18 protein-coding genes are annotated in these 22,587 nt (G+C 60.5%); 11 read left to right on the top strand and 7 right to left on the bottom strand.

Translation table 11 applies throughout. From position 1 onward, the window contains the following. Positions 1–57: 57 nt before the first annotated feature. The 3 genes from R3C19_23080 (at position 58) to R3C19_23070 (ending at position 3,162) form a co-directional block, all read left to right on the top strand. A complete protein-coding gene (locus R3C19_23080) occupies positions 58–1,203 on the top strand; it encodes a cysteine desulfurase family protein (GenBank protein MEZ6063241.1) in 1,146 nt (381 codons plus the stop codon). 93 nt (positions 1,204–1,296) lie between these two features. Beyond that, complete coding sequence (locus tag R3C19_23075; GenBank protein ID MEZ6063240.1) at positions 1,297–2,118, top strand: biotin--[acetyl-CoA-carboxylase] ligase; 822 nt, start codon at positions 1,297–1,299, stop codon at positions 2,116–2,118. 246 nt (positions 2,119–2,364) lie between these two features. After that, a complete protein-coding gene (locus R3C19_23070) occupies positions 2,365–3,162 on the top strand; it encodes an SDR family oxidoreductase (protein ID MEZ6063239.1) in 798 nt (265 codons plus the stop codon). A gap of 130 nt (positions 3,163–3,292) precedes the next feature. Here R3C19_23070 and R3C19_23065 read toward each other — a convergent pair whose 3' ends face one another. After that, complete coding sequence (locus tag R3C19_23065; GenBank protein ID MEZ6063238.1) at positions 3,293–3,598, bottom strand: putative quinol monooxygenase; 306 nt, start codon at positions 3,596–3,598, stop codon at positions 3,293–3,295. A 45-nt stretch (positions 3,599–3,643) separates the two neighbouring features. Between R3C19_23065 and R3C19_23060 the strand changes: the two genes are divergently transcribed. Further along, entirely contained in the window at positions 3,644–4,462 is an 819-nt protein-coding gene (locus R3C19_23060; GenBank protein ID MEZ6063237.1) for an ABC-2 family transporter protein, read from the top strand. A gap of 7 nt (positions 4,463–4,469) precedes the next feature. Here the strand turns inward: R3C19_23060 and R3C19_23055 are convergent, their stop codons facing one another. Beyond that, positions 4,470–5,765, bottom strand: coding sequence for an AMP-binding protein (locus R3C19_23055; protein ID MEZ6063236.1), 1,296 nt, complete (start codon positions 5,763–5,765; stop codon positions 4,470–4,472). A 296-nt stretch (positions 5,766–6,061) separates the two neighbouring features. On the opposite strand from R3C19_23055, the gene R3C19_23050 reads away from it, so the two are divergent. Then, the gene (locus R3C19_23050) at positions 6,062–7,561 is read left to right on the top strand and encodes a putative sulfate exporter family transporter (GenBank protein MEZ6063235.1); all 1,500 of its coding nucleotides are present in this window, start codon (positions 6,062–6,064) and stop codon (positions 7,559–7,561) included. Positions 7,562–7,671: 110 nt separating this feature from the next. Then, complete coding sequence (locus tag R3C19_23045; protein MEZ6063234.1) at positions 7,672–7,908, top strand: hypothetical protein; 237 nt, start codon at positions 7,672–7,674, stop codon at positions 7,906–7,908. Position 7,909: 1 nt separating this feature from the next. Here R3C19_23045 and R3C19_23040 read toward each other — a convergent pair whose 3' ends face one another. Genes R3C19_23040 through R3C19_23025 form a run of 4 tightly spaced genes read right to left on the bottom strand, consistent with a single transcriptional unit; the run spans position 7,910 to position 11,464 of the window. Then, the gene (locus tag R3C19_23040; protein MEZ6063233.1) at positions 7,910–9,169 is read right to left on the bottom strand and encodes a SufS family cysteine desulfurase; all 1,260 of its coding nucleotides are present in this window, start codon (positions 9,167–9,169) and stop codon (positions 7,910–7,912) included. A gap of 13 nt (positions 9,170–9,182) precedes the next feature. Then, a complete protein-coding gene (locus tag R3C19_23035) occupies positions 9,183–9,611 on the bottom strand; it encodes a SufE family protein (protein MEZ6063232.1) in 429 nt (142 codons plus the stop codon). Between the two features lie 6 nt (positions 9,612–9,617). Continuing rightward, a complete protein-coding gene (locus tag R3C19_23030; protein MEZ6063231.1) occupies positions 9,618–10,685 on the bottom strand; it encodes an Mrp/NBP35 family ATP-binding protein in 1,068 nt (355 codons plus the stop codon). Then, a complete protein-coding gene (locus tag R3C19_23025; protein MEZ6063230.1) occupies positions 10,628–11,464 on the bottom strand; it encodes an SET domain-containing protein in 837 nt (278 codons plus the stop codon). The genes R3C19_23030 and R3C19_23025 overlap by 58 nt, the downstream gene beginning before the upstream one ends. 485 nt (positions 11,465–11,949) lie before the next feature. Here R3C19_23025 and R3C19_23020 point away from each other — a divergent pair, with 485 nt between their 5' ends. The 5 genes from R3C19_23020 (at position 11,950) to R3C19_23000 (ending at position 21,488) form a co-directional block, all read left to right on the top strand. Next, positions 11,950–13,611, top strand: a complete 1,662-nt coding sequence (locus R3C19_23020; protein ID MEZ6063229.1) for a S26 family signal peptidase — start codon at positions 11,950–11,952, stop codon at positions 13,609–13,611. Between the two features lie 176 nt (positions 13,612–13,787). Further along, complete coding sequence (locus R3C19_23015; protein MEZ6063228.1) at positions 13,788–15,722, top strand: S26 family signal peptidase; 1,935 nt, start codon at positions 13,788–13,790, stop codon at positions 15,720–15,722. A 42-nt stretch (positions 15,723–15,764) separates the two neighbouring features. Beyond that, entirely contained in the window at positions 15,765–16,529 is a 765-nt protein-coding gene (gene lptB, locus R3C19_23010; protein ID MEZ6063227.1) for an LPS export ABC transporter ATP-binding protein, read from the top strand. A 69-nt stretch (positions 16,530–16,598) separates the two neighbouring features. Further along, a complete protein-coding gene (locus tag R3C19_23005; GenBank protein MEZ6063226.1) occupies positions 16,599–17,108 on the top strand; it encodes an acetolactate synthase in 510 nt (169 codons plus the stop codon). A gap of 15 nt (positions 17,109–17,123) precedes the next feature. Next, the gene (locus R3C19_23000) at positions 17,124–21,488 is read left to right on the top strand and encodes a PQQ-binding-like beta-propeller repeat protein (GenBank protein ID MEZ6063225.1); all 4,365 of its coding nucleotides are present in this window, start codon (positions 17,124–17,126) and stop codon (positions 21,486–21,488) included. A 24-nt stretch (positions 21,489–21,512) separates the two neighbouring features. On the opposite strand, the gene epmA is transcribed toward R3C19_23000, so the two are convergent. Further along, positions 21,513–22,505, bottom strand: coding sequence for an EF-P lysine aminoacylase EpmA (gene epmA, locus R3C19_22995; protein MEZ6063224.1), 993 nt, complete (start codon positions 22,503–22,505; stop codon positions 21,513–21,515). Positions 22,506–22,587: the final 82 nt, after the last annotated feature.

The raw sequence follows: 22,587 nt of genomic DNA, 5'->3' as shown, positions 1-22,587 counted from the left end.
GCGCGGATACTCTGCCCGCTGACCTTATCAACCGCAATTCCGCGTGACGTCAGACACATGCCTTCCCGAATTTATCTGGACAACAACGCCACCACACCGCTGCTGCCGGAAGTGATCACCGCGATGGACAACGCGTGGCGAAACGCGTTTGCCAACCCCGGCAGCCAGCATTCGTTCGGCCGCGATGCCCGCACTGTTCTGAACGAAAGCCGTGACACGATCGCACGAGTGCTTGGCTCCGAGCCGGAAGAAGTCATCGTCACCAGCGGCGGTACGGAAGCGATCAACGCCGCCGTCTACGGCCTGACGCTCGGACGCAAAGGCACGATCGCTCACACTGCCGGCGAACATCCGGCCACGGTCCGGGCCTGCGAACGAGCTTGCCAGAATGGATTCACGCAGGTCCTCCTGGACGTTGATTCACGAGGACTGCTGGTCAGCGGTCAGTTCGACGATCTGCCGTGGCAGGACCTGAAACTGGTCACCGTGATTCTGGCCCACAACGAAACGGGAGTCATTCAGGACCTGAAACCGCTGGCGGACCGCTGCCTGGAACATCGCGTTCCGCTGCTGGTCGACGCGGTTCAGGCGGCCGGCAAGATCCCGGTCAACTTCCGGGAACTGAAGGCCACGGCGCTGGCATTTGGGGCTCATAAGTTCCACGGTCCGCGAGGCATCGGCGGTCTGCTGCTGCGTCGCGGAGTTCAGCTTCCGCCGCTGCTGGAAGGCGGTCATCAGGAATCCGGCCGGCGAGCCGGAACGGAACCCGTCGCACTGATCGCCGGCATGGCGGAGGCTCTCGAAATTTTTGACGCTCAATCTCACGAACGAAATCATCGGCTGTCCGAAATGCGCGACAGCCTGCAGCACCGCTTGCTGACCGAATGCGACGGATCAGTCGTTCACGGAATCGATGCTCGCCGACTGCCGAACACACTGTCCATCGCCTTTCCCGGAATAGATGGAGAAGCGCTGCTGGTGAATCTGGATCTGGAAGGCATCGCCTGTTCGCTGGGCAGCACCTGTGCGAGCGGCTCGGCAGAGCCTGCTCCGGCACTGCTGGCGATGGGTTGCCCGCCGGACATCTGCCGGTCGTCGGTGCGGTTTTCGCTCAGTATTCTCAACACGTCCGAAGAAATTGAAGAAGCCGCCGGACGCATCATCAGCGTCGTCCATCGGCTGCAGAATCTGGCAACGGCATGACGAATGAGCTTCCTCACACGCCGCGACGCGAGCTTCGGGACTCGGTTCCCGTGCTTCAGATTCCGGCCATGAATGATCCGTCGGTTGGCAAGCATGACGACTACGGTCAGAGAACTTCCCGTGCCGCCGTTTGATCTGCCACTCATTTGCCGGCAGACGGGTATTCGTCATGTCGAATATCACGAGACGCTGGAATCGACGAATCGCCTGGCCGTCTCGCTGCTGAAGCCGCTGCTGGAAGTAGCGCCTGCTCTGGTGTTGACGGCCAATCAAACGGCGGGGCGCGGACGGGGCAGCAATCAGTGGTGGTCGACCGCCGGAGCACTCACGTTTTCGATCGTGCTCGACGCGGAGTCGATGGATCTGCCGGTGGAACGTCGAGCGATGATTTCTCTGCTGACCGGTCTGGCCGTGCGCAACGCCGTCGCGCCGCTGGTCCCGAACCGAACGACCGCGATTAAGTGGCCGAACGATGTCCTGGTCGGTGAGCAAAAGATTTGCGGAATCCTTGCTGAACAGCACAACGCGGGTGACCGGTGCGGCGTCATCATTGGCATCGGTGTGAACGTCAACAATTCGCTGTCTCCCGCGCCGATGGAAGTGCGGCAGCGAGCCGCGTCGGTGTTCGACCTCACCGGACAGCACCAGGATCTGACCGCCGTACTAATAGCGATCGTGGCAGAATTGACGTCTTTGAAGCAGCGTCTTTCCCGGTCGCCTGCCGCGGTGCTGTCGGAAGCCAACGCCGCCAGCATTCTGAACGGACGCGAGCTGGTTCTGCAGACCGGTGACCGGCAACATGCCGGAACCTGTCGCGGAATCGACGAAGACGGTGCGCTCGTGCTGGAGACCGCCGCCGGAACGATTCAGCGATTCTCCGGCGGAAGCGTGGTGACCTGGCAGGCGGAACGTTAGTGTAGTGCCTCGCCGATTCGCGGCAGCTTTGCAAAACTGCAGTGCTTCTCTGCAGCCCGCGGCTTGAGACGAGCGGCGGGTGAGATTTTACCCTCCCGCTTCAGCGGGAGGGTGAAGCCATCACTGCTCCACACAGGTAGATTCTCATCCGCCGGACGCATAAGCAGAGCGACGTCGATCCGGACACTGCATTGCTCACATTCGTAAAGACCCTGTTACTGAATTTCATGATTGGAACCATCTGACATGCCCGACGCCAAACCGCTGAAATCTCTTCCGGGAATCAAACAGTTTGACCTTCACGATCGAGTGGCACTGGTCACCGGCGGTTCCAAGGGGCTTGGCGCGGCGATGGCGGCGGGACTTGCGTCGGCCGGCGCGAACATTGCGATTGTCAGTCGGAATGCCGACGAAGGAAACGCAGTGGCCGCGGAGATTGCCGACGGATTTGGCGTGACTGCGATCGCTCTGGCGGGCGACGTGTCCGTTCCCGCAGACGTCAATCGCGTGGTGGCAGCCGTCATTGAAAAGTTCGGACGCATTGACATTCTGATCAACAATGCGGGAATCAACATTCGCGGCAGCATTGAAGACGTGGCCTACGAAGACTTTCAGAAGGTGCAGAAAACCAACGTCGACGGTATCTGGCTGTGCTGCAAAGCCGTCGTGCCACACATGAAAAAGGCAGGTTACGGCCGCATCATCAACATGGCCAGCACACTGGGGCTGGTCGGACTGGCCAACCGCTCGCCATACACGTCCAGCAAGGGAGCCGTCGTGCAGATGACTCGCGGACTGGGTCTGGAGCTGGCCCGCTTCGGCATCACGTGCAACGCCATCTGTCCCGGACCGTTTCTGACTCCCATGAACGTTCCGATCGCCGACACGGAGGAAGCGCGGAAATTCATCATCGGCGCGGTCGCTCAGGAACGCTGGGGCGAACTTGAGGAGATTCAGGGAGCCGCGATTCTGCTGGCCAGCGCCGCCGGCAGCTTCATGACCGGCAGCATGGTTACCGTCGACGGCGGCTGGACGGCGCGATAGCGGATGTGATGTCGGAGATGTGAGGGGTCAGGATTCAGGGGTCAGATTTCAAATCTGAAATCTGAAATTTGAAATCTGAAATTTCAAAGCCTGACATTTCGCCACGAGCAATCAGATCAGCGTTTCGCCGTTACGCTGATTCCAGCACTCGCAGTTCGGACGCCGTCACGAAGTCCTTCACCTTCGGACGATACTCCAGCATGTGCGGAGCCTGCAGGTGGGCTTGCAGCGCTGCGACGGATTCCCACTTTTCGACAATCGTTACCCGATCGGCGTCAACGTTCTGGTTGGGAATATCGGTCGCCGCATCAATGGTCGGGCCGTATTCGATGCAGCCGGCTTCGTTCAGAACTTCGGGGACAATCCTGCGAAATTCGGTCAGGAACAAGTCCCGGGTTCCAGGCTTCAGTGAGATCGTGGCGACGACGATGACCATGTGATGTGTTTCCGGTAGAGTGGCGCGGATTCAGGATGGAGCATCATGCACTACGTTCGCGTTTTCACAACCTTCTGCCGGAATTCGCTGATCCGCGAGATGATGTTTCAGGCGAATTTCCTGATCCAGCTCATCACGCGAGCATTCTGGTTCTTCGCACAGCTCGCGCTGTTTGAGATCATCTTTGCGCGAGTTCCGCAGATTAACGGCTGGACTCGCGACCAGTACTTTGCCTTCATGGCGACCGGCATGCTGATTAACGGCATTGTCGAAACGTTCTTCATGCCGAATTGTGCGAACCTGAGCGAACAGATTCGCACCGGCCGGCTGGACTTCGCGCTGCTGAAGCCGATCGATACGCAGTTTCTGGTTTCGCTGGAACGGATCAACCTGGCGATGATCGGTCAGATCATGCTCGCTCTGGGACTGCTGCTGCTGTCGCTGTATCGGATCGGCGAGCCGGTTTCTGTCGCTCAGACGATCACGTATCTGGCATTCGTCGGCGTGGGTGTCATGTTCTTCTATTCGATGATGCTGGTGACGGCCTGTGCCAGCATCTGGCTGGGACGCAATCAGGGACTGTACGATTTCTGGTTCTACATCACGGTGTTCGCGCGCTATCCCCGCAGCATCTACGACGGCCGTGACCCGGCTCAGATCGAAGGCGGCGAAGTGCTGCAGTTTTCGTTTTCGTATGTGATTCCCATTCTGCTGGTGATCACCGTGCCGGCTCGCATTGTCGTGGGCACACTGGAACAGCATCACTGGGCCGTCGTCGCGGCGGCCGCGGCACTGATTGGTCTGCTGCTGGCGAGGATCGTGTTCCGCTGGTCGCTGAACTACTACCGCAGCGCGAGCAGTTGATGACTGGTCAGCCGCCTTTGCGATGAAACCGGCGGCCCTTGAGTTCAAACCGCGGCAGTTCACCAACCGGCACTGTCACAACCTCGCAGACGAAGCCCAGACGGTGGCGCAACGCATCCTTCACGGTGGCCGCCAACTGCGGCGCTCGGTCGCAAGCTTCCGGAATCGGTTCGATAGTGATCTGCAGTTCGTTCATCGCGCGCACGACGCTGACGTCGATTCGGAATTCCGCGACGTCATCAAATTCCCGCAGCACGGCTTCCACGCTGCTGGGAAACACGTTGTTGCCTCGCACAATCACCATGTCGTCGGACCGGCCCAGAATTCCGTCCGGCAGCCACAACAGTTCCCGACCGGTCGGATCCGGGTCGGTTGAAGCACGGACCAGGTCGCCGGTTCGATAGCGAATCAGCGGCGATCCGATCCGTCCCAGATTCGTCACCAGCAGTTCTCCTGTTTCGTTGGCGGCCACGGGCCGCAGAGTTTCCGGATCGACGATTTCCGCGATGACTTCAGTTTCCAGCAGATACATTCCGCCGGAACGATCTTCGCTTTCGACTCCCAGTGACGCGATCTCCGTCATGCCCCAGTGGTCGATGACACGCGCATCCCAGGCCTGTTCGATGCGGCCGCGAGTCGCCGGGATCGCTCCCCCGGGTTCGCCGGCGACGATCAGCATTCGTACGCTGCTTTCCTGCAGATCGATGTTTTCGGCAGCCGCGACTTCCGCCATCCGAAGAGCATACGTGGGAGTGCAGCAGACGACGGTGGCTTCGTTTTCGATCATCGCCTGCAGCCGGATCTGAGTCGTCATGCCTCCGCCGGCGATCACGAAATTCCCCAGCCGCGACGCTCCTTCAAACGCCGCCCAGAAGCCGATGAACGGACCGAACGAAAACGGAAAGAACAACCGGTCGTCGGACTTCAGCCCCGCCAGCAGATAGATCTGCCGCCAGCATTCCATGATCCAGTTCCAGCTTTCCGCTGTGTCCAGCCAGCGCATCGGCCGGCCCGTCGTGCCCGACGTCTGGTGCAGCCGCGTGTAACGGTTCGACGGATACGTCACGTTGGCTCCGTACGGCGGCTGCTGAGTCTGACTGTCGACCAGTTCCTGCTTGATGGTCACCGGAAGCTGCGGCAGGTCCGCGACGGACCGAACGTCGGCGATATCAATGCCGGCGGATTGAAACTTCGAGGTGTAGAACCGATTGCGAGGCACAATGGCCTGCAGCAGTTCGACAAGTCGCTGCGACTGAATCTGCTCAATCGCCGGACGACTGTTCCACGCATCTTCAATCTTCACGAATGCTGTTTCCTGTAAGGCAGCCTGACGGCAATTCGAATCGGGTTTGATCGACAATCGCAATGTGGACGGGAGGGCGAGGCTCCTGCCGAGCCTCTGTCACGTCGGACGCCAATTCGCCAGCGCCGCTCGGCAGCAACCCTGCCTTCCCGAACCACGTGCTTCTGAGAAGTCACGCAGAACAACAAGCCGCGCCATCAAACACGGCTCGCTGTTGATGGTTGCTGCTGACTTTGCCAGTTCGCATACTCCGTCAACCGCAAACCACGTCACCAGCCGCCAACGCAAGATAGAGCATGAACAGCGACGAACAAGCAGAAGAGACTTCGAAACAGACCACCGCCGCCGTTCCGGTCACGCGACCGTTTGCGGAACGACTGCACGAAGACTGGTGGGCCGTGATCTGCGCGTGCCTGCTGCTGGTCGTCGCGTTTCTGTCGGTTTGGCTCAGCCGCCCGGACAACTTTTCCGAAGCCATCGCCGCGGGCGAAGCAGTCACACTCAGCAGTCCGTTCAAGCGGTGGGTGGCCAAGCCCGGTTCCTGGCACAGAAATCCGGTCGAGGCGTTTTGCAAATCGGCTCAGGAAGGCAGGAAGGCAGTCAACACTCTGCCGGGGACCCTGGGAGTCTTCGCGGTCATCGCAGTGCTGTTCGGCGCAGTCACGCAGCTTCGCGGCAGATCGGGCGGCGCGTTTCTGATTGCGTTTCCGATTGTCTTCCTGCTGGCAACGGTGGCGTACGTGATGGCGGGACAGACGGTCGCCAGGGACTTCAATCTGGAATACGCCCTGTGGGCTCTGCTGGTGGGCCTGGCGATCAGCAACACGATCGGGACGCCCGCGTTTCTGAAACCGGCGGTCATGACGGAATTCTACATCAAGACCGGTCTGGTGATCTTCGGCGCGGAGGTCCTGATGAGCCGCCTGCTGGCGCTGGGGATTCCGGGAGTGTTTGTGGCGTGGGTGGTCACGCCGGTGGTTCTTGTCAGCACCTACATCTTCGGACAGAAGGTGCTGAAGATGGAATCCCGTTCCCTGAACATGGTGATTTCCGCCGACATGTCCGTGTGTGGAGTTTCGGCCGCGATCGCAACGGCGGCGGCGTGTAAAGCGAAGAAGGAAGAACTCTCGCTGGCGATCGGTATGTCACTTTCGTTCACTGTCATCATGATGGTCGTGATGCCTCGCGTTATTCTGGCGGTCGGAATGGACGAAACCATCGGCGGCGCGTGGATGGGAGGCACCATTGATTCGACGGGGGCCGTCGCCGCCGCGGGAGAAATGTTCAAACCCGACGCGACAGTGGCAGGCGACGTTCCCGGCGGAAAGCCGCGCAATCGGGCGCTGGAAGTCGCGACGACCGTGAAGATGATCCAGAACATCCTGATCGGTGTCACGGCATTCTGTGTCGCGGTGTACTGGGTCACGTTCGTGGAACGCGACCCTTCCGGACCAAAGCCCAGCGTCATGGAAATCTGGTATCGGTTTCCGAAATTCGTGATCGGATTTGTACTGGCATCGATTGTGTTTTCGGCCGTCCATGCGACTGTCAGCGGCGGCCCGGAACTTATTGACGCGATGGTCGGGGATGTGACGAAAACATTCCGCGGCTGGTTCTTCTGCCTTGCGTTTGTCAGCATCGGGCTGGACACGGACTATCGCGAACTGGCACCGCACCTTCGTGGCGGAAAGCCGCTGGTTCTGTATCTGTGCGGGCAGTCACTGAATCTGGTGCTGACGTTGCTGATGGCCTGGCTGATGTTCGGCGTGGTCTTTCGTGATTTTGTGGGACCGTAGCGCGGTGCCGGGGTGCTCAGCGTCATTCCGGTCCTGCGGGATGAAGTCAGCTCAGACACACCTTGCAGGTACGATTGATTCATTTGATCCCCGAGAGTAATTCACCTGGCATGTCCGAAGAAAATCACGAAGCAGGCCCGTCGCTGCAGGGCACGATTCGACTCATCCTGGCCACTATCGTCATCGCGACCATCTGGCTGGTGGTGCTGCCATGGATCGCCGAGTTCCCGAGCATTCGGGATCGCAGTGATCGGCTGGAAGCCGCAGGTATCGATCCCAGCGCCATGTTCTACACCGAACTGCCGATGATGGAACCGATTCTGGAGCGACTGGAGCGGCGTCGCTGACTTACACCAGCCGCAGCTTTTCACGCGCGAAGTGGATGGCGGCGATCAGAGCGGCGACGTCTTCCGGAGTGTTGTACGCGGCAAAGCTGGCTCGCGTAGTGGCCGTGACTTTCAGCAGATCGTGCAGCGGCATCGTGCAGTGGTGGCCGTGGCGCGTGAAGACCGCCTTCCGATCCAGCATCGCGGCAAGGTCTTCCGGGTGCAGATTGTCAATCCGAAAGCTGATGATCGCTCCCTTGTGGTCGAGCGCCGGCCCGTAGATCTTCATTCCCGGAATCTGCTGCAGCGCCTGCGTCGCGGATGTCAGCAGAGAGGTTTCGTGCCGGTGGATGTTGTCCAGCCCGAGCTCCGTGACCCAGTCGATGGCCGTGCCCAGAGCAATCGCCTGGACGATGGGCAGCGTGCCCGCTTCGAACTTCGCCGGCGGCGGCGCCCAGGTGGAATGGTCCCGGAAGACTCGTTCGATCATGTGCCCGCCGAACACGATCGGGTCCGTTTCTTCCAGCCGTTCCGCCTTACCGTACAGCACACCGATTCCCGTGGGGCCGTAAACCTTGTGACCGGAAAACACCAGAAAATCGACGTCGTCTGCTGCCACGTCGGTCGGCAGGTGCGGGACGCTCTGAGCACCATCGACAACGACGATCGCGCCGACGTCGTGAGCCCGCTTCGCCAGTTCGCGAATGGGATTCACAGTTCCCAGCACGTTCGACATCGCCGTGACGGCCAGAACTTTTGTCTTTGAAGTCAGCACGTCCGGCAGGCGATTCACGTCCAGCCGACCGTCATCGGTCAGCGGGATGAACCGCAGCGTGGCTCCGGTCTGCAGGGCGAGCTGCTGCCAGGGAACGAAGTTGGCGTGGTGTTCCATTTCGTTGATCAGGATTTCGTCGCCGGCCTTAACGTGCCGACGTCCCCAGCCGGAGGCAATCATGTTGATCGCCATCGTCGTCCCGCTGCAGAATGCGACCTGTTCGGCCGACGGAGCGCTGATGAAGTCGGCGATCTTCTGCCGAGCTGCCTCCAGTTCGTCGTCGATCCTGGCTCCGAAGCTGTACCGGCCGCGGTGAGCGTTCGCGAAGTACTGTTCTTCGACTTCGCGTTCCTTGTCGATGACAATCTGCGGCTTCTGAGCGGACGCGCCGCTGTCCAGATACACGGGCGTCAGCCCTTTTTGCAGCGTCTGGTTCAGCACCGGAAACTGGCGACGGACGGCGGCAGCGTCGTAAGTGGTCGTGCGGTTGATCGTCGATGTGGTCATCGTGGTGGCAACTTCACGCGGCGTGCTGTGCCGCGAAGTTCTGAATTCGCTGGACCATGCCGAACAGTCCATTGCGGCGGCTGGGACTGAGATGCTTGTCCAGCTTCATGCGTTTGAACAGCGCCGCGACGTCGGTTGACAGGATCTGCTGTGGAGTGTGGCCTGAATAGGTCGCCAGCAGCACCGCGATCAGTCCCTTCACGATCATGGCATCGCTGTCGGCTTTGATTGTGATGGTTGTCTCCCCGCCGGCGTGAGTCGGTTCGGCGATCATCCACACACGACTCTGACACCCGTGGACGATGTTCTGTTCGATCTTCTGGTCTTCGGGAAACTCGGGAAGTTCAAGACCCAGGTCGATCAGGAAGTCGCACTGTTCTTCCCAGTCTTCCAACGCCTCAAATTCTTCAAGCAGTTCATCAATGGCAGCGGTGTTGGACATGGCAGACTAAAGAATCTCCAGGGTCGGAGCGGCCGGGGTTTCGATCAGGTTTCGAGCGACCTGCATGGCGACGTTTTGGCACATCGCTCGCAGCGATTCACGGGCCGGATTGTCGTCGTTCAGAAGTTCGAACATCCGCCCACGGTCGCAGTATTCGCGGATGCAGGCCTGAATCGGAACTTCACCCAGAAACGGAACGCTTAGTTCTTCCGCGAACTTTTTCGCTCCGCCGCGCCCGAAGATTTCGCCGGTCATGTTTTCGACAAATCCCAGGACCGGAACATTGACCTTCTGATACATATCGACGGCTTTGATCGCATCCAGCAGGGCGACCTGCTGCGGAGTACAAACGACGACGGCTCCTGCCAGGCCGACCTGCTGCGACAGCGTCAGCGAAACGTCGCCCGTGCCCGGCGGCAGGTCGATGATCAGGTAATCGAGTTCACCCCATTCCGTGTCCCTCAGAAACTGTGTCAGCGCTTTGTGCAGCATCGGTCCGCGCCAGACGACGGACTGGCCCTGTTCGATGAAAAATCCCATCGACATCAGCTTCAGGCCGTGAACATCGATCGGTTCCATGCGGGCGAACGTCTGTCCGTCGGGAGTCTCGTGTTCGACCGCCGCGGGTTTGCCGCCGGCGTTCAGCATGTGAGGAATGCTGGGGCCATAGACGTCGGCGTCCATCAGGCCGACACGGCAGCCGAACGACTGCAGTCCGCACGCCAGAGCCGCCGCGACGGTGCTCTTGCCGACGCCGCCCTTGCCGCTGCCCACGGCGATGATGTTGTGAATCGTCAGCCCAATGCGTCCGCCGGCGTCTTTGCCCCGGACCTTCGACGTGATGGACACCTCGATGGACTGGCCGTCGTCCAGCGCCGGTTCGGCGTTTTCACGAATCAGTTCGGCCAGGCGGTCAGGATCCGGATACGCGGGAGTCGGCAATTCGACGGTGACAACGAACGAGCTTCCGTTGGCGCATGTATCGGCGATCATCCGTAATTCGCCCAGCGGCCTGTTCAGCTCGGGATCGATAACCTGTGAGGCGAGGCTGCGAATTTGTTCCACCGACGCCATGAATCAGAATTCCGGTTAATGGTTGGGAATGCCGCGAGGCAGATCTCACGACCTGACAGCATCCTATGTCCGTCCGTGGTCAGTTCAACGCCACCAGCGCAGGAACCGCCTTGATTTGCCAGGCCGGGACTCCGGTCACTGCCGTTGAGAAGCCGCCAGCCAGCCACCGTGGCGTGAGTTCCCGCGCTTTCCGGCAGCAAACGAGCGCCGGCGGCACCAGACGAGCGCCGGCGGCAGCAAGCGTGAAATCCACAGACCGCGCTGCGGCGGCGATTCAACGCAGGCAGGACTTCTTCGCCACACAAGGACTTTTGCCGCGACCGCCGCAATCTCAGGAGCGAACCGGCGCCGCCTCCGCGCAGGGATCTGAGAGGCGATGCGGCGGTCGTTTCACAAACCCGGAAGTGAACCGGGCTTGCGTCATCTTCGTGGCCGTTGTAGTTGATCGTGATTTCTTCGCCGGACGAGATGTCTCGAAGGGCCGTGAACACTTTTGTCTGACGACCTTCGTCGTCGTAGCGGGCATTCGGCTGGTACGAATGGTTGTACAGCGAACCGAACCCCAGCGCCGCCAGCCCCACGGTGCCCTTTCCCCATTCAAACACATAGTCCAGCAGCAGCGGGTTTCCCGGAGCCTCGTAGACTTCTTCTTCGGGAATCACCAGCACGGGGACTCGTTCGATGACAGTCCCGGCGGCAATGAATTCGCGGGCGAAGACGCCGCGACCCTTGTTTCTGGTACGTTTGACTTCGATCAGAACAGACGGCTGGATGGGCATTTCTGTGTTCGGTTGAGCAGTGAGTGGAAGGCCGCGAGATGGCCTGTTCGCAGCGAACGCCGCGGCGAGTCCATCTGCTGCGTGGCCGCCAGTCCCGCTGAACCGGACAATTCCCTGAGCGGCTTTTTCGCACGACGGGAAAGGTAGCGATTTTTGACCATTGCTGCAGCCTGACGGGCAGTAGATTTCGCAGGGATCGCTGGGATCGGACTTCACCCATGTTCGAAAACTTGCGACGCTGCCGAATGCTGCTGCGGCCGACAGGGTTCGGCCTTTCCCGTGGCAATGACAGCCCCGGGTCGTAGAATCGGAGTGGCAGTAATCCAGAATCGCGCCGTTCCGGGCTCCACATCCGTGACTTTGCATGTTGTTCCCGTCTGAATCCCGCCACGAATCAAACCTGCGATGGCTGCGAGGTCTGACGGATCTGGCTTCGTCATTCGTCATCGCCGTGATTCTGCTGCGGGCTGATTCTGGAAGGCTACATGATTTCCACGGGCTCGATGGCTCCCGGGCTGCTGGGTTTCCACAAACAGGTCCAGTGTCCCCAGTGCCATTACCTGTTTGCGTTCGGCGTCTCGTTCGACGAATCCGTGGACCCGGATACGCTGTCGGCTGCGGATTCCGACGTCTCCGACGCATTTGCCACGTGTCCGAACTGTGGCCAGGTCAACATCGACGTCAGCGCCGTTCCGCAGAATCACGGCGATCAGCTCTTGGTTCACAAGCACGTCTTTGACCTGCGGCGTCCCGAACGCTGGGAACGTGTCGTGTTTCGCAATCCGGCAAGCCCCGGCGAATCGTACGTCAAACGCGTTGTGGGGCTGCCGGCGGAAACGCTTCGCATCGTTGATGGCGACCTGTACGTTGGCGGCGAGATCGCTCGCAAGAGCTACGAGAACCAGTGCGACATGCGAATTCCCGTGTTCGATGTCCGGTTCGTGCCCTCCGCGGCCGACTGGGAGCTTCCCTGGCAGATGACGGGATCCTGGAAGTTTGCCGATGGTTCGCTGACCACTGAAAATGAAAAATTTGGAGAAAAGGACAACAGTGACAATAACAGTCAGACTGAGTCGCACAGCGGATCTGAAGATAGCTGGCTAAGCTTTCACAACTGGCGATGGTTCGGCGGCGATTTTCCGGTGGAGGTTCCTCTGGCAGCGAAGGACGCGATTCCGGATTGGAACGCATTCCTGACGCGATTTGACCGCATACCGGTCTCCTGGGCGGCTCGCGTCGAATACGACCGGACAGCTCAGGTGCTGCGATGCGACGGAGTGATGCCTCCGGAGATGCAGCGCGACCTGATTTCGAACGCGCAAAGCCCCATTTTTCAGAACGCCGTGTATCGGCTGGCGGCGATGTCTCACCTGGCGCCGGCCACCGATCGGTATGGCTACAACGCGATGGTTTCGTCGCCCGAGTATCCCGTGAGAGACCTGTTTCTGAAGGCGGAACTGGCCTGGCAGGTGACTCCCCAGGCGGTTCAGGTCAACATTCCGGTGCGAAACGAAGTGTTTGAGCTGCATCTGGATGTCAGCGACGGCACGGCGGTACTGGTGTCGGATTCCACCCGACAGGCCGTGCGAACGGGCCGGTTTGCCGTTGCGGACTCGATGGATTCCGCGACCAGCTACCGTTTGACGCTGGAAGTTTCCAACTTCGACCTGCGAGTGCTGGTGGCCATCGACGGAATGCAGCCGTTTGAGCCGGTTGACGTGCCGGCGACGGTTGAGCAGGCGCTGGCATTCGAAGAATCTCCGGCTGCTGTCGAATCACTGGCGAATTCGGATCGGCACAGCCGGGACGTGGCGGCTCAGCAGAACCGGCTGGCGATAGGCGTCTCGGGAGCCGTCCGGATAGAGAATTTGCAGCTCTTTCGCGATGTCTACTACACGCCCGGACGGCGGAAACACGCTGTGGAATCGGATTTCACGGTTCCGGAAAACTGTTATTTTGTTCACGGAGACAACAGCCCGGTCTCATTCGACAGTCGAAGCTGGGACGATCCCTGCGTGCCTCACCGGCTTTTGGTGGGAAAACCGTTCGTCGTACATCTGCCGTCGACACCGGGGCGAATCAGGGTTGGAGGCCGCGAGCTTCCAATCCGGATACCCGATTTCAGCCGAATGCGTTACATTCGCTAAACGGATTGAAGCGGGCAACGTGGCTCTTGAAAGCAGCGGAAACGACGTGGTCCGACCTGTCGGGACGGCGCGAATTCCCGGCTGCGACTCCCGAAAATCAGCGGTGAAGATGCCACGACATTCCTGCCCTGATCGGATCGATTGACTGATGGCTCCCTGGTTGAAGGCCGGATTGAATGGCTGACACAAAGAAATCCGAGAAAGCAGACGCCCGAGCGACGACTGCCGTCGAAAACGCCCATAAGAAGCCTCAGCCTGACAGCCTGCGCGAAACGATGGAATCAATCGCGATTGCCTTTGTGCTGGCGTTTCTGTTCAAGACGTTTCAGGCCGAAATCTACGTCATCCCGACCGGCTCGATGGCGCCGACGCTGCTGGGCCGTCACAAGGACGCGCATTGTGACGGCTGTGGCTACGACTTCACCGTCGGCGCATCCAGTGAGCTTGACCAGAGCGACGGCGTTTTAGTCACCGACCAGCGAATTCTCGGTGCTGTTTGCCCAAACTGTCGCTACCGCATCGAGATTGAGCACGCGCCGGCCTATAACGGCGACCGGATTCTGGTGAATAAGCAGGTTTCCGAATACCGCCGATTTGATGTGGTCGTGTTTAAGAACCCGGAAGAGGGGCATATCAACTACATCAAGCGTCTTGTCGGATTGCCGGGTGAGACAATTCGCATTCTGGCCGGCAATATCTGGTCTCGGCCCAACGACGACGACACGGCTCGCTGGCAGATTCAGCGAAAGCAGGATCCGGCTGTGCAGAAGGACATTCAGCTGCTGGTGTATGACGATCACTACCCGCCGCGGGAGATGCTGGCAGCGGGATTCCCGGAACGCTGGGTTCCGGCGCAGTATTCCGAATCGGCCCGGCAGTTCGGCGGCTGGCCGGAATCTGAAAACGCATGGACGGCGGATCGCGAAGCCCGCACTTATTCGGCCGACAGCTCCACCGACTGGCAGTGGCTGCGATACCGGCACGTGGTTCCTGCGCCGTACGATTGGGACGATGTCGAAAATGGTCGCGAACTTCGCAACGCTGCCGCCGCGACGCTGGTCACGGATTTCTGTGGCTTCAACACAGCCAGAACCGGTGACTCCGACGGGAAACTCCGGGGCGCCAACAGGAACTACAGCGAAGACGTCTACTGGGTCGGTGATCTGACCCTGTGTGCGACCATCGATGTCGCAGCGGCTGAAACGAACGGAGCGGTCATGCTGGAACTTGTCGAAGGGCCGCGACGGTTCCGCTGCGAGTTCAATCTGACCTCCGGTGAGGTTCGGCTGCTGAATATCGGGCTCGCGAATCGCCGCTCCGATGAGCCGAATCTGATGGCGTCAGCATCCACTCCCGTCAAAGGCACCGGCAAATGGGACGTCCGGTTTGCCAATGTCGACGACCGCGTGCTGTTATGGATCGACGACGAACTGGTGGAATTCGACGCGCCGACGACGTACGAAGACGCTCACGCGGGAGCACCCATTGCGACGCTGGAAGACCTGGCTCCGTGCGGTATCGCAGCCCGCAGTGCTGAACTGGAAGTCTCCCGATTGCTGCTTCAGCGGGATATCTACTATCGCAATGAGACCTATCCGTTTGCGACCGCTGATGAAGTCCCGGTCGTAGACGATCCGCGATTCCTGCAGCACATTTCTGAAGTCCGCGACGAAGGGGCACTGCGAAACAGTCTGGCTGACCCGTCGAAGTGGTCTGAAAACTACCTGGAGACCTCCGGAATTCAGCAGGAAAGGTACAGCCGGTTCATGGAGTTCCGGCTGGACGAAGGCGAGTACCTGATGTTTGGCGACAACTCCCCGAAGAGCAAGGACAGCCGTCTGTTTGATTTGAATTCCCGGCCAATGGCGGGAGTCTTCAGCCATCGATATGCGGTCCGGGAGCAGGACCTGATCGGACGTGCCCTGTTTATTTTCTGGCCGCACGGCATCCCGTTTCTGAATGACGGCAAGGGTTTTGCCGTGCTGCACCATAAGGAAAAGAACACCCAGCGGTTCTCGAATGAAAAGGTCAGAATTGTTCGCATGAAAGACTATCCTTCGGTGCGGTTTCCGTTCTATCCGAACTTTGGTCGCATGAAGAAGATCCGATAACGCCTCTGCCGGCCGGCGAACGAACGCGAGAAGGAATCTCAGATGGCTCTGCTGCAGTGCGAAGGACTCGTCAAGGACTACCCCGGAAAACGGGCGGTGGACGGTGTCGACTTCGTCGTCGAACCGGGCGAAATTGTGGGTCTGCTGGGACCGAACGGCGCGGGAAAGAGCACCACATTTCGCATGGCGTGCGGGTTGATCTCGCCGACGAAGGGCAAAGTCCTGCTGCACGACAAAGACGTGACCCGCTGGCCCATGTATATGCGGGCTCAGCACGGCCTGGGTTACCTGCCGCAGGACGCCAGCATTTTCTCCAGGCTTTCCGTCGAACAGAATATCCTGTCAATTCTGGAATTCCGCGGGCTAAGCCGCAAAGCGGCGGCAGCGAAGATTGACAGGCTGCTGTCGGAGTTTGGCCTGAGCGACAAGCGCACGCAGCGATCCGGGTCGCTGTCCGGCGGAGAGCGTCGTCGGCTGGAAATCGCCCGGGCGCTGGCCAGTGATCCTCAGATTATTCTTCTGGACGAACCCTTCACCGGCATCGATCCGGTGACGATTCACAGTATTCAGGACATCATTCACGGACTTCGCGATCAGGGGATCGCCATCCTGCTGACGGACCATCGTGAACGCGAAACGCTGACCATCACTGATCGCAGCTACATTATTTGCGCGGGGCAGGTGCTGGTTTCCGGAAGTGCCGAAACGGTGCTCAACGACCCCGGTGCGATTGAGAACTACTTCGGCAGACGATTTGACGCAGGGTCGATCATTGACGGACGCGACACGTTCCGCAAGTCCGCATAGACGCCGGGACCGCCGGTTGGTCCGTTCGCAGTCAGACACAAGTACCCAGCTAACAGGGAGTCAACAACAATGAGTGCCGGGTTCGGAGATGAGTCCACCGTCAGTCCCATGACGTCCCGCGGGCGCGACTGGCCGTGTCTGCGGCAGTTCGGCATCTTCATGGAAAACAAAGTCGGCTCGCTGCAGAACACGCTGCGCCGGATTGAACGGGAAGACCTGAAAATCGTCGGACTCAGCATTCTGGATTCCGCCGACTGCGCGATCGCACGCGTCATCACGACGCACTACGAACGGACTCGCGAGCTGCTGAATCTGTCCGGTCTGACGACGTTCGAAACCGACGTGATCGGTGTCATGCTGCCCGACGCCGCACAGCCGCATACCAGCGTCTGCAGCAGCCTGATGTCGGCCGAGCTGAACGTGCAATACGTCTATCCGCTGCTGTACCGTCGCGGAGGCCGCGGAGCCGTTGCGGTGTACGTCGACAACATCGACGAAGCCCTGCGAGTGCTGAAGGAACAGAATCAGGAACTGGTAACGGAAGATGATCTGATGGAATTCGACGACATGTTCGGATAGGAGCTGTTCGATCGAATGACACGGCAGGAAACACACCGCCCCCGGCGGACTCGGGCCACACTGCTGCTGCTTGCCGTTACCGCATGGCATCCCGCGGTTGCCGCCGACGGTACACCGCAGACAGATGACATGCGTCATGGACCGGTCGAGCAATTGCGGCAGAAGCTGGTGCAGTCCTCCGTTCCGGATCGCCTGCTGAGCACTGCGGTGCGGCAACTGGAGTCCGGCCAGCGTGACAGCGCGTTTCGAGCCATTCGGGTGATTTTGGCGGAGCCGACCGATTCCTTCACACGGCTGAGCGGCGACGCGACCACGACCAGTGTGCAGCGAGCCGCGCGGGATCTGCTTCTGAACGCCGACGCCGGCACGCGGCGGGAATGGGTGGCGGTTCTGGCTCTGCAGGCCGAAAGCGAACTGCAGCAGGCGATTCGCAATCGCGACCTGAACGCATTGCGCGCCGTGTCGCGATCGTATCCGCTGACGCAGGCCGCACTGCAAAGCCTGCGACTGCAGTTCCTGGCAGCCGTCGATCGCGGTGATTTGTCGCTGGCCGAACAGCTGCTGACGGAAACTGAAGAATCGTACGGTCGAAACCAGCCGCCATTCGACGCGACAGCCATCATCAAACAGATGCACGCGGTCGCTGAACGGTCGCGCACCGCGACTCTTTCCCGCGGAGAACGGCGTCCCGCGACTCCGTCGGCCGGAAGTCCGTACCAGGTCGAATCCTCACAGTTGTCGCCACCGTGGACGAAACCGCTGTGGTCGTTTTCGGAACGGTTTTGGGACAACCCGGCTGCCGTCGGTGTCCTGTCGGCGATCGCCAATGCGGAACAGCCTGAGTTGCTGAGTGCCAACACCTGGCAGCCACTGCTGCTGGCGGATCGAATTCTGTTCCGGTCGCCGCTGCGCATCGTTTGTTTCGACCGGCGAACCGGGCGGATCGACTGGAGTCTGCCGACCGACACGGGAGCGAAGATTGATCCGGCGTCAATCGGCCCGGGCAAGCCGGTTCAGCTCAGAACTCCCGTCGATGCGAACTCACTGCTGCAAATGGAACAATACGGAACGATGTCGGGAGACCGGCAATTCGTGTATTTCATCGACGGATACCGGGCGTTTGACAGTTCTTCAAGTTCGAGCACGGTGACTCGACATGTGCTTCCCGGCCCTCTGGGCGGGCAGTTGGGAAACCAATTCTCAGCGCCGGATGATGACAGCACGCAAACCATGGGGCATCGGCTGGTTGCCGTCGGTCTGTCACCAGTGCCGCGGATTGCCTGGACCGCGGGAGAGGGCGGGTTTCGCTACGAGTTCAATCACGGCGGTGGCTCATCGGCCGTCATCACATCCGCCGACGACGGTGACTCAACCGGCCCGTTCAGTCACCACCGGTTTCTGGGCGTCCCGCTGATCCACGGCGATCGCCTCCTTGTGATCACGTCCGACGGTGACACGCTGTTCCTGAATGCTGTGAGTCGATCATCGGGGCGTCTCTGCTGGCGGCAGCCACTGTCGTTCGACGACACGGCCGCCGGCGGTCGCGGCTACCTCAGCCGGATCGGATTTCGGACGCTCGAACCGTCGGCTCTGTGCGGAGTGTTCGGGAACTCCGTGATATGCAGCCTGCCCGACGGAATCGTGGTCGCCGCCAGCATTACCGACGGACAACTGCTGTGGGCTACAAATACCGCCGACCCGACAGCGCAGGACACAGGCGATTCGCCGTTGGATGACCGGCGAGTCATCAGCCGGAACGCCATGACATTTCGCCCGGTAATCTTTGGCGACAGGATTTTCCATGCCGCACCGGAATCACAAAACCTGACGTGTCTGGACGCGGCGACCGGCACGATTCAGTGGCAGGTGCCGCGCCGGGCAGTCGGAACGGGAGCCGTCGATGGCAGCGCTGACGAGTACGCCGTCGGTGGCAGTTCCGACGCTGTGATCCTGATCGGACAACGCCACATTCGCGCTGTGGAAGCCGATACCGGCGTGCAGATGTGGGTGACGGAACTGCCGCCTCAGACCGGTCGAGCCGTGTGCGGTGACCGGCAGTGTCTGGTCCCGCTGCGGGATGGAACCATCGCGGGCTTTGATCTTTCGAATGGCCGCCGGGACGCATTGTCGCGGGCGATTTCCCGTGACGTGTCGTCGCGTTTTGTCGGCAGCCTGGCAGCCGACTCGGACGTCATCTGCGCAGCCACGCCCGTGCAACTGACGGTGATTCCTGCAACAACAGAACTTCGACGGCGACAGTCCCGGCTGCCGGCGGGCGAGCAATCCGACGCGGAAACTCAGGTCTCGATTGCCAAAGCGGAACTGCTGTCAGGCGACGGCAGCGACGGTGTACAGCGCCTGCTGAAGCTTGTCGATCACGAAACGTCGCCGCAGTCCGCTCACACGCTGCTGGCCGAAACCCTGCTCTACAGGCTGGCGAAGCTGCGATATCAGAACCCGCCGAGCGACGACTGGACGCGGATGCCACAGAACATCTCAACGCCCGATCAGATCGTGGCCGTTCTGCGGCGACTGAAGCTGACTCGCGAGCAGTCGCTGAGAACTTTCGTGCTGGCTGCCGACGAATCGCCGGCGCCCGTCGAGTTCGACGCCCCGGCGGAATCCACGATGCTGCATCTGCTTCCCGACTGGCACGTTCGCGCGGATGTTGCCGCGTGGGCCGGATTGTCTTTCCAACAGGCAAACGGTCTGGCCGGACCGGAATCGACGACTCAAGCCACGCTGCAAACGGCCGCTCACGCAGTTTCGTTTCCCTCCCACATCGGATCGACGGCTCAGCAGTTGCAGTTTGCTGAGTCGCTCGTTCAGCAACACCGTCCGGCGGCTGCGGAGATGTTTCTGCTTGCTGCGGAACGCCATGCGACCGGCAACGACGCTGCTGCCTTGTTGCAGCGCGTTCAGAAGCTTCGCACCGACGCGGGTGTTGCTCCCATGGAAGCCGGCGACGAATCACCAGGCACGCCGGCGGACGGCGTCGTTCTGGTCTCAATGCGCGAATCGCTGCAGGACAGCATCGGGCGGTCGCTGCTGAAAGCACTTGCCGAAGGACTCCGAAGTCAGGTCGACACGCCCGCGTGGTACGATCGCCGACTGCTGACCAGCAGCGATGTCAGCGGCGCTCAACTGTCGGTGCTGGATATGCACGCCGGAGCTGTCATCCACAGGCTGCCCCTGCCGGTCGATATCCACGCACAGGCCGCGGCACCCGATCGAGTGGACAGTCCCGGACTGCTGCCTCTGATCGGAATGGGTCGGATGGGAATGTTGTCGCTGGTTGGTCAGGCCGGTCCGGAAGTCCTGTGGCACAAGCGGCTGGAATCCGATTCCGGCCAGTCGGCGGGAATCATCACAGGTCCCATCGGTCCCGACTTTTTCATTTGGAAGACTCAGGATCGGCTGAACTGCGCTCATCCGCTGACCGGCGGATTGCTGTGGTCGGTGGAACTGTCAACACCGCCGCCGACACCCTTTGGAAATGCGATGACCATGACCGGCGACGAAGTGGCCTTGGCGGTGTTCGGTTCCGACATGCGCAGTTATCGGCTGTATCAGACGCAGGACGGCCGCCACCTGCGCGATGGGCACGTGGAGTTTCCTCCCAGCCAGACACCCGTTCCGATCGGACGCCGGCTGCTGTTTGTCGACGAACATCGCCGGATTCGTCTGGTCGACCTGCTGACGGAACAGGACGTGTTGACGTCGCCGGCGCCGCTGCGAATCACAGAGCACACTCGGGCATCGCTGCTTCCAAACGGCCGAGTTGCCACGATCACCGAAGACCGGCACCTGGTCGTGATCGACGGACAGAATGCCGTTGTCGAACTTCAGATTCCGCTTCCCGATGCCGTTGCCGCGAACCCGTATTCCGGCCTGGTAACGTTCGAACGCGCTGGCAGGCTGTACGTGCTGCTGCGCAACTTTCGAAACATCGATCCCGGAATTTCGGCCACGCCTCTGCTGAGAGAACCCCGGCTTGATTTCGGCATCCTGCTTTGCATCGACAGCACGACCCGGCAACTGCTGTGGAGTCGCGAGAGTCAGCCGGCCGTCGTGCCTCCGATTTATGGCGATGCCACCGACCTGTTGCTGCTGTGGTCGATCGAGGATCCGGGGCCCGGAAACCGCGTCAGGCCGAACGGGAACTTCTTTGGTGACGATACAAGACCGGCGCGCTCCGGACGGGAACGATCACTGAAACTGCAGATCGTTGACAGCAGAACGGGACACCTGGTCGCCGAACAGTCCGGCTTCCATCCCTACACGCCGCTGCGCTGTGTCCATGATGCGGCGACGAAGCAGATTCGAGTCGAAACGGAACGATCGGTCATCACCGTCGCCTGCCATGTCGCCGGTGAGTGATCGGCGCCGAACCGGCAGGACGACTCACGCCACGTCGATCGGAAACGGGATGACATCCCGGATCGATGCCGCGCCGGTTGCCGCCATCACCAGACGATCGAAGCCCAGTGCGACTCCCGAGCAGTTCGGCAGCCCGTATCGCATGGCGTTCATCAGGCGAGCCGCTCCCGGCAGTGGAGAAACTCCGTGACAGGTTCGACTCGCGTTCTGCGTTTCGTCCCGCTTTCGCAGTTCGGCAACGTCGGTCAGTTCCTGATACCCGTTGCACAGTTCGATGCCGCCAACGTACAGCTCAAAGCGTTTCGCCACGCGATGATCGGTGTCGGACAATTCCGCCAGCGCTGCCTGAGACGCCGGGTAGTCGGTCAGGAACAGCGGACTGTCGCTTCCGAGTTTCGGTTCCACGTATTCCGCCAGTAACAGATTCAGCAGGTCGTCCCTGTCGTCCGGAAGGCAGGAAACGTTCGGAAGCAGCCCCGCAACCGCGATGCGCTGCCGCAGGTCTTCGACGGAAGCGTCCAGCACGGAACCAGGCACCACGTGGCGAAACGCGTCTTCATACGTCCGTACGGAAAACGGCTTCGTCAGGCGCGCCGCGGCATCTGAATCCAGCGCGGCCTCGTCGATGGCGGCCTGGATCAGGTCGGCGGTGAACTGCATCTGGTCGCTCGCGGACGTGCCGATTCCGTACCATTCGACGATGGTGAATTCCGGATTGTGACGCGGACCGAACTCATCGCGGCGAAACGACCTGGTAATCTGAAAGATCGACCCGCAGCCGGCCGCCAGCAAACGCTTCATTCCCGCTTCCGGTGACGTCTGCAGAAACAGCCGCGCCGGAGCGGCTTGAATCTCAAACGGTTCCAGGTGGGCGTCAACGACGATGTCCGCGGAAAGCAGGGGAGTCTCGACTTCCAGGTATCCTCCGTCGTGAAAAAACTGACGCATTCCGCGCAGCATGGCCGCTCGGATTCGCAGCGTTTCGACGGAACACAGGGGTCGCCAATCGTCGTTCATCAGTGGCATCAGCGTGAATTGTTTCACCGCACCGTAAACGCGGCGTTCCGGAATGTTTCCGAACCAGCGGCGCCGGACGCGG

The sequence above is a fragment of the Planctomycetaceae bacterium genome, assembly GCA_041398785.1.
Taxonomy (GTDB): domain Bacteria; phylum Planctomycetota; class Planctomycetia; order Planctomycetales; family Planctomycetaceae; genus JAWKUA01.
Note: the sequence above shows the minus strand (reverse complement) of the source record. Positions and strands in the feature narration are given on the sequence as shown.